Below are 14,298 nucleotides of genomic sequence, written 5' to 3' on the forward strand. Positions count from 1 at the left end.
AAGCGCCGATTAGTTGTGATTATCGGCACTAAACAGAGACATAAAAGTGCCCGCTCCCGGTAGCAACGGGAGCGGGCGAAAAGTTGGGACGAGGCTAGTCCTCAGGCAATGTAAAACCAGCACCTACGCCACCGCGACGGTCCATATCCTCTAGGACCGCATCCATGGTGTTTGCGGCGGTTGGGTTATGGACCGGCCCCTGCAGCGGGGTGCGGCACGGGAAATTCACCGGCAGGAATCCACCGGAAATGGAACCAATGAGGCGGCCATTGACGAGTAATGGCGCACCAGAATCGCCCATCATCGCGCAGACTTGGTTGACCTGAATCTTCTTTGCCTGCTGATAGGTAATGCCGCAGGTCTTGCCGGTGGCAACGCCCTGCTTGCACACCTGCTGCCCCGGCTTAACGCCGCCGCCCAACTCATTGACGGTCACGCCATTGTAGGAGCGGGAGACCTTGGCCTTAGAGCCGAACTCGATGACGGCGTAGTCCAAGTCCTCATTCTTGGATACCACGGTGCCCGTCGGGCCAATCTGCTCTGAATCGGCGGAGGTGACCGAATCCCCCACGTTGCCGCAGTGCGCAGCGGTGAGCCCCACCTTGCGGCCAGCATTATCGTTGCCCGCCACGGTCAGGGTGCACATCATCTTCTCGTTGACATAAACCGGGGTGCCCGGGCCATAGAGTGACTCGCCCTCATTCATGGCCGCAACGGATTCTTCTGGAATGCGTGGGGCATCAAAGAAGGAGCCCGGCACGCGGTGCAGCACGTAATCAGCCTGTGGCTTGCCCGCAGCTACCTTGGAAAATCCATCATTTTTCCACTTGTAGTTCGGATTGGTGCCCTTCGGTTTAAACTCCGGCTGGGTGGCCTGCTCCGCTAGGCCGATAGGATTCGGGGTGGTCATCGGCTCCGCGTACTGCGCCTGCTGGGCCGTATGCTGCACGGCTTGCTGCGCGTTGCGCACAGAGGAATCTACGGCGTCGGTGACTTTCTTATCCACCTGCGGGGTTTGGATGCCTACCCCAGCCAGGCCATTTCGGACCTGATCAATAATCCCTGCGGAATCGAAATCCGGTTGGGGCAATTCCTGGGCGCCTGCGGCCGGGGATCCCAGGAAAAACGCACCAGCGAAAGCCGAGCCCACCAGGACTTTCTTAAGGTGCGGAATGCGAAGCATCAAGGTACCTACTTTCAGTTGTCAACATCGTGCAAGCTCGATACTGGCACGAAAAAATTGTGGAAGCAGCAAACTCCTGTGACTGTGTCCAAGCCGTTATATTTCTTCCAGACTTCGGGGGTGATCACCCCTCCCCTATCATGGAGAACATGCCCACACCGCTGTCCTATTCTGATGTCTCCGACTTTCCACAGCTGCATATGTCGCGGGTTATCGATGCTGACTTTGACGCCGCCGCACACCGACTTTTCCGCTGGTCAGTACAACGCAGCGGTCTTTTCCGTGTCCGCCCGACCCATGAGGTAGTGGAGCTGGGCGCGGAGGTCACCCTCGGCTTGGGTCCATTGGATTTTCACTGCCGCGTAGTCGATGTCTTCCATGAGGATGGCCGCTGCGGATTCACCTATGGCACCCTCCCTGGACACCTCGAGCGCGGCGAAGAGACCTTCACCCTAGAGCGCCTGCGCGATGGTCGCACGGTGTTGCTTATCGACGCCGCCTCAGAGCCCTTCCTCCCCTTCCTGCGCCCCGTGGTAGACGTGCCGCGGCGCCTCCTGATTAGCCGGCTCTACCTCCACGCTTTGGACGATTAGCAGAATTGCGCATATGACAAAAGCCGCCTCCCCGACCCCTGGGAAAGCGGCTTAGTATCAACGCTGGTTAGTTCTTGCGCTTGTCCTCGATGGACTCGCGTGCATCGCGCACAGCGCCCTTGACGCGGTCAAAGAAGCCACCCTTCTTCGTGGACTCCTCTTGGTACTCGTGAGCCTTGTCTTCCACGAAGCCCTTAGCGCGCTGGAACGCATCGCCGACGGCGCTACCAGCCTCGGATGCCTTGTCCTTTAGCTGATCCAGGCGCTCAGAGGACTGCTGACCGTTGACGTTGTCCTGGTTCGGCGCAGTAGCAACACGCTCTTCGTTTGCTTCGCCTACGATGTGCTGGCTGGGCGCGTAGTCAGAGTTACCTTCATCCAGCTTCTCCTGCAGGTCCGGCTGCTGCGGGGCGGAACCAATGTGCTCTTCCTGCGCCTCACCTACGATGTGCTGGCTCGGCGCGTAGTCAGCGTTGTTCTCATCCAGCTTCTCCTGCAGGTCCGGCTGCTGCGGGGCGGAACCAATGTGCTCTTCCTGCGCCTCACCTACGATGTGCTGGCTCGGCGCGTAGTCAGCGTTGTTCTCATCCAGCTTCTCCTGCAGGTCCGGCTGCTCGGAGGCAGAGCCTACATGCTCTTCGTCGGCGCCAGCAACGACGTGATTCTGCGGCTCGTACTTGCTGGCGGTAGATAGGCCGGCTGTGCCCGCGGCGCCTGCCGCTGCAACCCCTGCACCTGCTGCAGCCGCGCCGGACCGAGCGGAGGTGCCAGAGTTAGCTGCCGAAGACACAGTGTCCTCAGATGCCAGGTACTTGTATTCGTTGCGATCCAGGTCAACTTCGTGGCCTAGTTCGTTTGCCATTGCTACGTACTCCTTTAAATAGATTTATCTTCTTCCTTCTAGGGTTCCAGAAAATTCAGGAGCGTGCACGGAAATGGGTATGGGAAAGCGTCGACCGGTGGAGGGATCAGTCATCTCTAAACACTCAACATAGAAGGTTTCGCGTACGAGTTCAGCGGTCATTACCTCCTCGGTAGGCCCTTCGGCCACAATGCGTCCCTCACGCATGGCTACGATTCGATCGGCATAACGCGCGGCATGGACCATATCGTGGACCACCATGACCACTGTGGTCCCAGCGCCATTGAGGTCTCGAATCAGATCCAAAATGGACAATTGGTGCGCGGGGTCGAGGTAAGTAGTTGGCTCATCAAGCAAGGTAATTGGTGTTTCTTGGGCCAAGGTCATGGCGAGGAAGACGCGCTGGCGCTGACCGCCGGAAAGGTCTGCCGCAGGGGCGTCGAGAAGCTCGCTCACCCCAGCACGCGAGGCAGCACGCTCAACCGCTGCATGATCTCCGGCCCGCATCGTCGCTAGCGCCCCTGTATAGGGATAGCGGCCGTAACCGATGACGTCGCGCACTAGTACCCCTTCCGGAGCCACGGGATGTTGTGGCAGAAAAGAAACTTCACGGGCAAAGGCACGCGAGGAATACTTGCTGATATTTTGGTCCGAGAGGTACACCGCGCCTGCGCTGGGCGTAAGCTGGCGGCCCAATGTCTTGAGAAGCGTCGACTTGCCGCAGCCATTCGGCCCGATCAGAGCGGTTACTTGACCACTGGATAAGTGAAGATTTACATCCTTGACCACATCGGGGCCACCGTAGCCCACGGTTAATCCGCTACACGTCAGTGTCATGTCTAGCCTCCGTTTCGCACTCGGGTCAGTCGAGTCAATAGGAAAATGAAATACGGTGCACCGATCAGCGCGATGAGCGCGCCAACGGGGATTTCCGTGGGGGCGAAGGCCCAGCGACCGAGCGTATCGCATGCGGTCACAAGGACCGCGCCGCCTAGGGCCGCCACGGGTATTTGCCGGCGCAGGTTCGCGCCAACAACCAAGCGAGCAGCATGGGGGACGATGAGTCCGGCGAAGCCCAAGACCCCGGCCGCGGCGACTCCCGCGGCACCGAGGAGGACGGCTAGGGCTACTGCTATTAGGCGCCACATCTTGGTGCTCACGCCGATGCCGGCCATGGTCGAATCATCCAGCACGAGCATATCCAGGTGTCTTGCCACCACCATTGCGACGGTTAGGGCGAGAAGGATAAAGGGGGCGACAATGGTGGCATCGCCAAGCGAGCGGGCGTAAAGCGAACCTTTCAGCCATGTCATGGCCGCTCCTGCCTCTGGGGCGGCCCGCACTAGGAGCAATTCGGTGATGGCGCCCAGCCCAAAAGATACCGCCACCCCGGTAAGCGGCAGTCGCACTGGGTCACTTGCCCCGCGTCCGGCGAGGAGAAGAACCAACCCAGTTCCCGCCAACGCGCCAATAAAGGCGATGAAAGTCAGCAGGTGGGCCGGCAGGGTGCCTGCTCCCATGAGTACCGCAACGGCCGCGAGTCCGCCGCCGGAGGTAATACCCACCGTATCTGGTGCGGCCAGAGGATTGCGTAGCGCGGACTGCAATAGACAGCCAGATACGGCCATGGCAATACCTGCGCAGATTCCCACCAAGATCCGCGGGGCACGGTACTTCCAGATGAGCGGCTCTCCGGTAACGAAGGCGGTGAGCACTTCGCCCGGCGGTTTCATCACCGCACCGACGCCCATGCCGATTATTGCGCTCAACGCCAACGCCAGGATGAGTCCTACTAGCACCCCAACAAATCTCTTATGCCGCATGCTTCCTCCTCCCCAGCGCATGGACGGACCACAACACTAATGGCATGCCAGCCAAAGAAGTCACGATGCCCACTGGGGTCTCGGCCGGCGCCCAGATTGCCTGGCCAACCGAATCGGCCACCAGAAGCACCGCTGCTCCAACAAATCCAGCCACGCACAGCCCCATGCGGTGGTGCGGGCCGCACACCCGCCACGCTACGGCCGCGGCCATCAACCCCAAGAAGCCAATCGGCCCAGTTGCAGCTACGGCCGGAGCAATAAGCACTACCGCCGCCACAATGGCTGCCAACCGAATGCGCTCCGGCTTCGCGCCGACAGCACCAGCCACGGCATCGCCTGCTACGAGCAAGTCCAGCGTTTTTGCACCGACTAAGGTCAAGGGAACCACGACCAGCACGGCAATCAGCGCCGGCATGATACCGCTTAGGCGCACACCGGCAAGCCGACCAGAAAGCCATGACATCACCGTAGCCAGTTGAGCTTCATCTACTACCAAGAAAATGGAGGTCAATGCGCTACACAGCGCGGAAACAGCAACGCCAACGAGTACCATGCGCTGGATCGCACCGCTCTTACCGACGCCCACCGTCACCCCCACAGCAATCCCCGCACCCAACAGCGCACCGGGCAACTGGTCAACACTCGAGGTTTCGCTTCCTATAAACATTGCTGTTGCGACTGCGCCGAGTGCCGCACCGGAGTTCACACCAGTGATGGACGGATCGGCTAGCGGATTCGCAGTTGCCGTCCGCAGCAATAACCCGCCTACCCCTAATGCGATACCGACGACCGTGGTGGCAAGGAGACGGTCAAAGGCCACGCTATGCAGCTCTTCTTCCAGCCACGGGGTATCAGCTGGCACCTGAACATGGCGAAGCCGCCACCACCACACGAAGGCGACGGCAGCGGTTGCAAGGACCAGGCAGGCGCTGGTTTTAGTTCGAGGTGCCACTACTCTTCAGCGGCGATGATGTCATCGAGCATATGCTCGGCGGAAAGCGGCCCGCGGGCGCGCGACCAGATATCTTGGTCCACCTCTACGATGTCGCCGCTACCCTTGGCATAGGGCGTCTTTTTAAACGCATCGACGTCCTTGTACATAAAGACTAGGTCAGCCTTCATACCAGGGAGCTTATCGCCGGTCAGTTCCGCTACATCAGTCTTGGATTCGATGGATGACTTCTCACCTTCGAAAGCATAATTATAGCCCACCTCACTCAGTAGCGACTGGGGGAAGGAAGGGTTGACCCAGGTATAGAGCATCTCACTGGACCACCCAGCCACGACCGCACGACTCCCCGGCTTTACCGTGTCCTTGGTCTGAGCAATCTTGTCCTCGATGCGCTGACGGACATCTTTAGCCTTTTCCTCTTTGCCGAGTTTGGCCGCGATCTCATCCATCGAGTCCAGCACGTCCGAGTAAGTTTCATCTGGGTAGGATTCCGTCTGCGCAATCTCTTCCAGCTGCGGCATGATATCAGCTTGACGGGTAGGGCTAGCCAAAATCAGATCTGGTTCCAAAGACTGGATAACCTCCAAGTTCGGCTGCTTGGCTTGGCCCACGGAGGTCGCCTGACCTAACTGGCCCTTCAAAGTAGTCGGTGCCTCCGACTTACCGATTTCCACGATTCCCACTGGGTCCACATCGAGGGCCTTGAGAATTTCCTCGTAGCGCCAATCAAGCGCCACAACTCGCTCGATCTTCTTTTCTCCGTTTCCTTCAGAAGAAGAATCAGAAGAACACGCAACAAGGCCTGCCCCTACAGCTAAGGCGGATACGAACGCAAGAACTACACGCACTTTCGTGAAATATTTTAGCATAGCTTTACCTTAGATTAATAAGGGTTTGCTGTCTAGGATTGATTACTTGTCTCGCCAATACCGACGATATAGCCACGTTATGAGCGCCATAAGACACCGAAGTGACAGTGGCGTGGTGCACGTACGCATCCCCTTGTTTCTTCAACCCCTCGGCGCCGGAAAAGTTCATCGTTTGATGGAGGCACGCGAAAAGCATTCATATATGCATTGCTACCACTGTCATCGGACGTCACTACCTAGACCAAAACCAGCACTACTCAGCAGGGACATAAATCCCTACAACGCTCTGATCTACCGCAGCTTCCAATTCCTGACGGCTAATCACGTATTTGCGGCCCAATTTTCCCCTCCAATGTAGAACTCGTCACCCTTGATAGCATTCAGATCCGCCACAACAGGAAGGGTTTCAGGAACCCCAATCGGGCCGATACGATTGCGCGATGGGCGGACGCTGCTGCTTATCGATGCCGCCTCCGAGCCCTTCCTGCCCTTCTTGCGCCCGCTTGTCGATATCCCCCGTCGCCTGCTCATCCGCCGGTTCTACCTGCACGCGCTGGACTAGCACGACAGCACAAAGGCCGCTGCCTCTCCCCCTACGGGAAAAGCAGCGGCCTACGCGTAGTTAACTACTTGCGCTTCTCATCGAGATTATCGCGAGCCTCGCGCACAACGTCTTTCACGCGGTCAAAGAAACCGCCCTTCTTACCAGATCCTTCCTGGTACTCCTGGGCCTTGTCTTCTACAAAGTCCTTCGCGCGGTTGATGGCTTCTTCGACGACATTGCCGGCCTCGGTGACCTTGTCCTTCAGGTCATCAAAGTCATCGCGCTCATCATCTTCCGCATTCTCTTCCGGCTGCTCCGGCGCGGTGCCGATGTGCTCTTGCTCGGCCTCGCCCACCACATGCTGTAAGGGCTCATAGTCCGCGTTATCCTCGTCCAACTCTTCTTGCAGATCGGGCTGCTCCGCCGCAGTGCCGACGTGCTCTTCCTCAGCGCCGGTAACGACGTGGTTCTTTGGCTCGTAATCGCTCTGGGTCGCGGCATCATTCTGCTCATCTGTGTTCGCCGTTACGGCGGCGTCGGCAGCAGCAGTTCCAGCAGCTGCAGCTCCTGCGGCCCCAGCTCCCGCTGCCGCAGCCTTGCCGGATTCAATCTTGTTGCCCTCGGCATCAGTGGATGCCAGGTAGGTAAACTTCTCGCGGTCCACGTCTACTTCGTGGCCAAGGGCGCGTGCAGTTTCTTTAGCCATTGCTTTGTACTCCTTAACTAGATCTATTTTCTCCTATCCTAGCGTTCCAGAAAGTTAAGGTGCGTGCACGGGGAACCGGAATTGGAAAACCGGAAGGCTCTTTTGTGATTTCGGTGTCCCTCCCTTCAGTGAGAGATACGGCTGAGCCTCGGGTTGTTCAAAACAACCGCGTTTCGCCAAAAATCGAGCCGAAAAGTGGACAAACGCGGTTGTTTTGGCCATTCCGCCGCCGCGCCAACACAACGTCGCGGTCGAAAAGGCTCTCGCCCACGGAGTCGGCTGAACAACGTTCGCTTACTTCACCGTGTCCACCACGCTTATGGCAACCACAGCCACCCGGCTCCCGCGCGGGACCGTGGTCCGCAAATGAAAGGTTAAGCTTGGGGATTTTGGCCTACCGAGGTTCTTCTTTAGGAATTCGCTTCTGCTTCCAGGACGAAAAGGTGTTTGCCCCAGCCAACAGCCGTGGCTGAAGAAATTAAAGTGCCGCTATCAGCGGTAGCAGCGCTGACATCGTCCTGAGTCGGCACCTTGGTGCCGAACATCGAAAGCCTCACCATGTCCTCTTCATAGGAATGCTCATCGCCGCCGGTTTCCTCGAGAACCTCAGAAAGGATATAGGCCCGACGGAACGCATCCCCGTGAGTTGCCCGGCCTAATTGGGCAGCCACCTCATTGCCACCAAAGACGCTCCAGGGATCAATGAAAATTACATCAGTTGCCCACGCATAGTCCGCCTCGGTAGGGTTGAAGCCGCTTCCGTCGCCACTCGTTTCACATCGTTCACGAGAAACTCCTGCGATTTCCCCTAGTACTGCTTCCGAGGGCGCATCGGTAATAATCCGGCTCTGGGCCTGCTCACATCGCCGGAGAATTTCATCCGCATATACTGCACCTCCCTGGCCAATGATGAGAACACGAGCGGTGTCATCCAAGTGCTGCTGCAGCGCCTGTGCAGCGGATGGAGCAGTCCACCCAGCGCTCACATTCTTTTGCTCAAAGCGCTCGGCGGCGAGTTGTGGGTCACGGCTCACATATTCTGACCATGGCAAACCCCTTTCGCCTTGCGGTGCCGACTCACCGGTACGAAGGCTGTGTTCAAGGCGCATCAGCGCCATCGCCTCAAGATGCGCGGGCCCGCTTAGCCAACGCACCACATTTGAATCTGGGTCCGCCAGTTCCGTTCCCATTGCGGTCAAGGCGAGGGTGGTTTCGCTAACTTCGACAAGTTCAAGAGCCGCCAGGTAACGGATAAACCTCCGCAACGCCTCCTCGTGAAGATCTGTTGCAGCAGCGAGGGCAGGAACAGTATTGGCACCCGCATCGATCTCTTGGAATAGGCCTAAACGTACGGCAGTGCGGAGCGCAAAGGCTGAATTCAGCTCAGCCAAATCGTGGATATTGTGCAAGACACTATTGCTACTGCTCGTTGCGCTTTCTTTGCCGCCTTTCCGGCTAGTGCGCCGCCAGTATCCTGTAATCTCCTGATGCTCAGGGGCAATTCCAGAAACCTTGAACAAACGTCGCAGTGTTTTCAGCCGGGAGGCCTCCCCCGCCGCCCACACGTATGCTTCGCCATTAGGCAACTGTGAATCAGCGCTCTCTTCAAAGAGCGCACTAGCCTTTTCTACGAAGCCCTCGCCCTGGTCACGTATCGCCCAGTGGATCTGTACTGAATCCGGAATATCTAAGTCTTGAATATCAGCGCTTGTCGGAACCTCTACCACCGCAATCGCATCATGCCCAGACGGGAGCGATTCCAGGCAGCGGCCGATGGCTGGGAGCGCAGTCTCGTCTCCTGCCAACAAAAGCCAATCGGTGTGCGTGGGTAACTGTGCACACGACTTCGGGCCTGCCACAAAAATGGGGTCCCCGATGCGGACACTCTGTGACCAGTTTTCGGCCAAGCCCTCACCATGGCGCGCAAAATCAATTGCTAATCGCCCGTTTACAGCGTCAAAGTAGCGAACCGTGTATGTGCGGAATAGATTCTTAACGGCTTCTGGCCACAAAAGGTTACCATCGTTTTGGGCGATTGGGTGCGGCCGCTCTCCAGTTTCCGGATCTGGGAAGATGAGCCGAACATCGTCATCAAAACCATGGCTTAACAATGAAGGAACGGAAATACCATCGCGTTCATGCTCCTGGAGCTGTTCCCCGCTAAGCGTAATACGCCGCATGGCTGGCGATATATCTTCGATGTTTTCCACATATAATTCCCGGTAAGAAATTGGATAAATTTCCCTGCTCCGGCTGTTCCTTGGCATATTTGAGACCATTCCCCTCTCGGTCTAGATGGCTTTTAATTCACTTTGTTCGATGGCCTATTTTCTTATTACTTTTTTGCTGGTGCTTTGAACGCCTCTCCCAGCGCCAAGCATTTTCCAGCTCACCTACATACCTTTAATGCAGTCATCGTGCTGCACCGATGGACGAATATGCGGGAAGCGTGAGGCCAGGTTTTCGGTTTCGGAAGGGCAAGAACGGACGCACCACTACCTTGGATACAGTCCATTGAAGAGAACGCCTTCCGATAAATCGGAAGGCGTTGGCGACTACCTGCCGCAGTGGAGTAAGCCCCACCTAGCAGGCATCGGAGTTGTGCGGACCTTGACTACTTTCCAACTTTTTCCAGCGTCGGCATCGTCTTATCCAGCACCCAAGCTCGACTCAAGCTCGTCGGGTTGTTGAGTCCGGCAACGATGGCTGAATCACCGGCAAGAGTCGCATCGGATTTCACCTGCGGAAGATCTTTGTATCCCGGAATGTTTTCAAATTCTTCGATTGAGCCGTCGCGGTTATAAATAACCATAAAGTCAGCGGCCAGGTAGGACACGTTTTCCGGAGAAAGCGTGACGCGGCCCTTATCAACTGGAACGGATCCGTCCGTCAGCTTGTCCGGGAACTTCATGCCCAGATCGTAGATGAAGGAGGCACCTGGATCCTCGGGGTCAGCAACGGCACCAAAGGATCCCTGGGCAAATTGGGAAACAATGCCGGTCTTACCGGAGAGGTTAGGCAGTTTTTCCTTCACGTCGGAGAAACGCTTTTGATCCTCTTCAATGGCTTTCTTCGCTTCGGATTCCTTATTGAAGATCTTGCCCAATGCTTCTAGCTGAGATTCCCAGCCGATGCCCTCTCCCTTATCGGAGATTCCGCCGAGAGTCGGTGCGATTGCAGACAATTCCTTGTAATTAGCCTCAGAAATTGTCCAGTAGTCACCAACGATGAAGTCGGGTTCGATTGCCGCGATTTGTTCTTGTGGCAGAGTTTTGAAATCTGTCTGATCGATTACCTTGACGCCATCGAGCTTCTCTTCACGCCAAGGCGAATTCTTGTCTATTCTATGCTGCACAACAGCTGCTGGTTTAATTCCAAGTTCCAGCAGGTTATCAACGGCCGTCCCCACTGCAACCACATTTTGCGGATTGACCGGATACGTATCCGTACCGCGGGCGTGCTCAATGGTCACGTCCTCTGCAACTTCGGAGGTTGTTGCCGCTTCATCGGTTGAATCCTTCGACGAGCAGCCTGACAGAACCAATCCGGCACAGATAGCGGCAGCGATAAATGACCGCGCGCCCCTTTTTACTGACATCCCTTTTCCTTAAAGTCGGTTTCCTGAGGTTGCCTTTCAGCTCTTTTCATCGGATTTTCCGGTAGACCCGAAGGCAACTTTCAAGTTAGGTTAGCGTTACCTAAGCCACGTTGCAACAGATTTGTTAAACTATTTTCCTATAGATATTTCCTATTTACAAGACTCCTAGTCCCACACCCGCACAAGACTCATCCCCGGCTATAAATAAGTGCGGACCTAAGAAAATGCTGCTTGACGATGCACTTCCGGGCGGCGGGTCGGCGGAACGACCGGCTCCCCACAAAGCGAAAACCGCCCCCACACATGAACTGCTCCCCATTAGTTGGACTGAGAAATCAGTTGCCAACAACTAGTGGGGAGCATTTTCTTTGAGAGCACGTAGTTCGCTGAGTGAAGTTCAGCGTGAGCAGTTAGTGGAGCTTTTCGAGCAGGGAATGGGTTGCCGAGCCGCTGCTCGTGTTGTCGGTGTCTCGAGAGACGCAACGCGTAGACTTTATCGCCGTTTCCAACTGCGTGGCAGACTATGTCTCGTGGAGAAACCAAACAAGCAGCACTACTCCTTCGAGGCGAAGAAGGAAGTTGTAGAACGTCATCTTGCGGGTGAGTCGATGATGGATCTTGCCCGAGAGTTCAATCTTTCATCCGACCACCTCGTCAAGGACTGGGTGGCTAAGTGGCGCAGAGGCGGCGACGAGGCTCTGCGCCCGAAGCCGAAGGGCAGGCCCAAAGGATCGGCTGCGCCGAAACGCCTCACGGAAGAGGAAAAGCTTCGCCGCCAGGTTGAGCGGCTGGAAGCGGAAAACGCCTACTTAAAAAAATTGCGAAACTTGAGGAACCAGGGACACGCCTGAAAGCCCAGGCAATCGTCATCCTCAAGTCACACCACCGCTTGGACTACCTCCTGGATGCGGCCGGCATGGCACGCTCGACATTCTTCTACCACCAAAAACGACTCACCGCACCGGATAAACATGCCGAGCTCAAACAAGCGATCCGGGACAGTTTTCAGCGCAACAAACACCGCTACGGCTACCGGCGGGTACTGCTCGACCTGCGTAACCAGGGCTGGGTGGTCAACCACAAACTTGTCTACAAGCTCATGCGCGCCATGGGCTTGAAAGCCAAGATCCGCCAGCGCAGGCCCTACATCTCCTACACTGGCACAATCAGCTACATCGCTGAGAACACACTCGAGCGCAACTTCACCCCCGATAGGCTCAACACTGTCTTCGTCAGCGACGTCACCGAGTTCAAAGTCGCTGGCCGCAAGGTGTATCTCTCACCGGTGATGGACCTGTTCGACCGCTCAATCGTCGCCCACACAGTGGCCACATCGCCGTCTACGGCGTTTACCTCGGCTTCGTTGGCGCAGGCGATCAAAGCGTGTGCTCCAGAGCCGGGCTGGATGATCCACACCGATCAAGGATTCCAATACAAGCACTCATCATGGCGCACCCTGATTAGCCAGCACCAGGGAGTCCAATCGATGTCACGCAAAGGCAACTGCTACGACAACGCGGTCATGGAGAACTTCTTCGGCCACCTGAAAACCGAGATGTACCACGGAGAAGCCTTCGACACCGTCGCAGAGTTCAACCAGGCAATCGACGAGTACATCCGGTGGTACAACACCGAACGCATCCAACAACGACTCAAGGGCCTGACCCCGATGCAATATCGAAATCAGACCCTTGAAGCCCTAACCGCCTAGAATTAAACCAGTCCAACTTTCGGGGGGCAGTTCACACATTCACGCGGGGGACGGTTCAGCGATTGAGTCCTTTTACTTCGTGGCGTCCGCCAACGGCTGCTCGATCTTATCCAGCAGGTAGTCCAGACTCAGCACTGTTTGCCATCCAAAGGCTTTTTCTAGGTCGCCTTCCAAGTAGACACTGTGCCCATCCTTCACAGCGGGTAGCTTGCTCACGATTGGATCCTCGGTAACAGAAGCCTTGTCCTGCGTCGGAGCGTAGGACAACTGATCCCACACCAGTACGTCAGAATCAACCTGATCAGCGTTCTCCTTGGAGACCTCGCCGTAGAATTTATCCTTGGTGATTGCCGCGTAGGCGGGGTTGATCTTGAACCCCAGCTCGGTAAAGAAGCGGCTGCGCGGATCTTCTTCAGCAAAGACGGCCAGGCTGTCGGCAGAGACGGTGGCCACACCGAGTTCCTTCTCGGCCCACTCTGGGTGACGGTCCTTTAGGTCTGCAAACTTCGCTTTAACCTGCTCCACCTGATGTTTTGCCTCTTTAGGCTTGCCTACGGCTTGTCCAATCTCTTCCGTAGTCACGTCCCATGGCTGCTGCAGTTCTTTATATTCACCCTTTTGCACAACGACAGGGGCGATATCGGACAGCTTCTTGTATGTATTTTCATCAATATCCGAGTACACGGCAACGATGAGATCTGGCTTGTCCTTAGCGATAGCTTCCGCATTGACCTCTGTGTCTTTGTCGATTCGAGGAGTATCGCCCTCGATCTTGTCGTTAGACCAGTTGCCCGCAGCCTGCCCGTCTGGGGTCATGCTATCCCAATACTTCACGGAAACCGGCGTGATTCCGAGCGCCAGCAGCGCGTCCTGATCCGTATACCCTAGGGAGACCACGCGCTGCGGGACTTCCTTGATTTCGGTGGAACCATAGCGATGCTCGATGGTGGTGGGGAATGCACCTTGCTCGGCGTTGACCGCCTGGGAGTCTGCAGAGTTTTCGGATTGGTCATCAGTCGAACACGCCGTCACCGCGGTGCCCAGAGCCAACACAGTAGCAGTACCGACAAGAATTTTCTTGAATGTCATTTTTCTCCGTTATTACTGGTGACGGATCTCAGCGCAAGGCCTAGCCCGTTCACGAATGGGGAAAGGTCAGAATATTTGGTTGGTTATACCCAAATGGGGGGGGCAACCAAGTTCCCCAATCGTTGGAGACAATGACATATTCTCGCACGTTAAAAGGATAACTTAGGCTTGCCTAAATAATCAATGTTACGCTGGTCACCAAAAGATTTCCAGGCACCGCCTATGCGATGCACATGCAGCACACTCAACTTTGAGACAGGCACTACAAAAGGTGCCGCATAGAGTTTCACCTAAATAGTGGGCGCCTAGGGCCAGTTGCGATGACTTGCAGCCCTTCACTTTTACAGTCTTTTAATTAAATGAAGGCT

Annotated in this window: 12 protein-coding genes and 1 pseudogene; 3 read left to right on the forward strand and 10 right to left on the reverse strand. The window is 56.4% G+C overall.

The annotated features are described in order from the left end of the window. Positions 1-94: 94 nt before the first annotated feature. A complete protein-coding gene (locus LG376_RS00105) occupies positions 95-1,183 on the reverse strand; it encodes a S1 family peptidase (protein WP_225745785.1) in 1,089 nt (362 codons plus the stop codon). A gap of 149 nt (positions 1,184-1,332) precedes the next feature. Between LG376_RS00105 and LG376_RS00110 the strand changes: the two genes are divergently transcribed. After that, the gene (locus LG376_RS00110) at positions 1,333-1,776 is read left to right on the forward strand and encodes a DUF1990 family protein (RefSeq protein ID WP_225745786.1); all 444 of its coding nucleotides are present in this window, start codon (positions 1,333-1,335) and stop codon (positions 1,774-1,776) included. Between the two features lie 67 nt (positions 1,777-1,843). Here LG376_RS00110 and LG376_RS00115 read toward each other — a convergent pair whose 3' ends face one another. The 5 genes from LG376_RS00115 to LG376_RS00135 are packed head-to-tail and all read right to left on the reverse strand — an operon-like array spanning position 1,844 to position 6,282. Next, positions 1,844-2,638, reverse strand: coding sequence for a kinesin (locus LG376_RS00115; protein ID WP_225745787.1), 795 nt, complete (start codon positions 2,636-2,638; stop codon positions 1,844-1,846). Between the two features lie 24 nt (positions 2,639-2,662). Continuing rightward, positions 2,663-3,475, reverse strand: a complete 813-nt coding sequence (locus LG376_RS00120) for an ABC transporter ATP-binding protein (RefSeq protein WP_225745788.1) — start codon at positions 3,473-3,475, stop codon at positions 2,663-2,665. A gap of 2 nt (positions 3,476-3,477) precedes the next feature. Further along, positions 3,478-4,461 carry an iron ABC transporter permease gene (locus LG376_RS00125; protein WP_225745789.1) on the reverse strand — a complete coding sequence of 328 codons (984 nt, stop codon included), beginning with the start codon at positions 4,459-4,461 and terminating at the stop codon, positions 3,478-3,480. Next, positions 4,451-5,383 carry a FecCD family ABC transporter permease gene (locus LG376_RS00130; RefSeq protein ID WP_370633398.1) on the reverse strand — a complete coding sequence of 311 codons (933 nt, stop codon included), beginning with the start codon at positions 5,381-5,383 and terminating at the stop codon, positions 4,451-4,453. Before LG376_RS00130 ends, LG376_RS00125 begins: the two co-directional genes overlap by 11 nt. 29 nt (positions 5,384-5,412) lie before the next feature. After that, positions 5,413-6,282 carry an ABC transporter substrate-binding protein gene (locus LG376_RS00135; protein ID WP_225745791.1) on the reverse strand — a complete coding sequence of 290 codons (870 nt, stop codon included), beginning with the start codon at positions 6,280-6,282 and terminating at the stop codon, positions 5,413-5,415. A gap of 433 nt (positions 6,283-6,715) precedes the next feature. Between LG376_RS00135 and LG376_RS12575 the strand changes: the two genes are divergently transcribed. Beyond that, positions 6,716-6,844, forward strand: coding sequence for a hypothetical protein (locus LG376_RS12575; protein WP_255632095.1), 129 nt, complete (start codon positions 6,716-6,718; stop codon positions 6,842-6,844). A 64-nt stretch (positions 6,845-6,908) separates the two neighbouring features. On the opposite strand, the gene LG376_RS00140 is transcribed toward LG376_RS12575, so the two are convergent. The 3 genes from LG376_RS00140 to LG376_RS00150 form a co-directional block, all read right to left on the reverse strand. Then, complete coding sequence (locus LG376_RS00140; RefSeq protein WP_225745792.1) at positions 6,909-7,532, reverse strand: kinesin; 624 nt, start codon at positions 7,530-7,532, stop codon at positions 6,909-6,911. 410 nt (positions 7,533-7,942) lie between these two features. Further along, complete coding sequence (locus LG376_RS00145) at positions 7,943-9,799, reverse strand: siderophore-interacting protein (protein ID WP_225745793.1); 1,857 nt, start codon at positions 9,797-9,799, stop codon at positions 7,943-7,945. Positions 9,800-10,146: 347 nt separating this feature from the next. Further along, entirely contained in the window at positions 10,147-11,130 is a 984-nt protein-coding gene (locus LG376_RS00150) for an ABC transporter substrate-binding protein (RefSeq protein WP_049156174.1), read from the reverse strand. 450 nt (positions 11,131-11,580) lie between these two features. Here LG376_RS00150 and LG376_RS00160 point away from each other — a divergent pair. Continuing rightward, positions 11,581-12,841, forward strand: a pseudogene (locus tag LG376_RS00160) (IS3 family transposase). Between the two features lie 72 nt (positions 12,842-12,913). Here LG376_RS00160 and LG376_RS00165 read toward each other — a convergent pair. After that, positions 12,914-13,930, reverse strand: a complete 1,017-nt coding sequence (locus tag LG376_RS00165; protein ID WP_225745794.1) for an iron-siderophore ABC transporter substrate-binding protein — start codon at positions 13,928-13,930, stop codon at positions 12,914-12,916. Positions 13,931-14,298 lie beyond the last annotated feature (368 nt).

Source organism: Corynebacterium sp. Marseille-P4611 (genome assembly GCF_916618765.1).
GTDB lineage: Bacteria > Actinomycetota > Actinomycetes > Mycobacteriales > Mycobacteriaceae > Corynebacterium > Corynebacterium marquesiae.

What these genes read in the sequence shown, in the direction of transcription:
- LG376_RS00105 (WP_225745785.1), bottom strand. Translation starts at nt 1,183, where the DNA reads ATGCTTCGCATTCCGCACCTTAAGAAAGTCCTGGTGGGCTCGGCTTTC.
- LG376_RS00110 (WP_225745786.1), top strand. Translation starts at nt 1,333, where the DNA reads ATGCCCACACCGCTGTCCTATTCTGATGTCTCCGACTTTCCACAGCTG.
- LG376_RS00115 (WP_225745787.1), bottom strand. Translation starts at nt 2,638, where the DNA reads ATGGCAAACGAACTAGGCCACGAAGTTGACCTGGATCGCAACGAATAC.
- LG376_RS00120 (WP_225745788.1), bottom strand. Translation starts at nt 3,475, where the DNA reads ATGACACTGACGTGTAGCGGATTAACCGTGGGCTACGGTGGCCCCGAT.
- LG376_RS00125 (WP_225745789.1), bottom strand. Translation starts at nt 4,461, where the DNA reads ATGCGGCATAAGAGATTTGTTGGGGTGCTAGTAGGACTCATCCTGGCG.
- LG376_RS00135 (WP_225745791.1), bottom strand. Translation starts at nt 6,282, where the DNA reads ATGCTAAAATATTTCACGAAAGTGCGTGTAGTTCTTGCGTTCGTATCC.
- LG376_RS00140 (WP_225745792.1), bottom strand. Translation starts at nt 7,532, where the DNA reads ATGGCTAAAGAAACTGCACGCGCCCTTGGCCACGAAGTAGACGTGGAC.
- LG376_RS00145 (WP_225745793.1), bottom strand. Translation starts at nt 9,799, where the DNA reads ATGCCAAGGAACAGCCGGAGCAGGGAAATTTATCCAATTTCTTACCGG.
- LG376_RS00150 (WP_049156174.1), bottom strand. Translation starts at nt 11,130, where the DNA reads ATGTCAGTAAAAAGGGGCGCGCGGTCATTTATCGCTGCCGCTATCTGT.
- LG376_RS00165 (WP_225745794.1), bottom strand. Translation starts at nt 13,930, where the DNA reads ATGACATTCAAGAAAATTCTTGTCGGTACTGCTACTGTGTTGGCTCTG.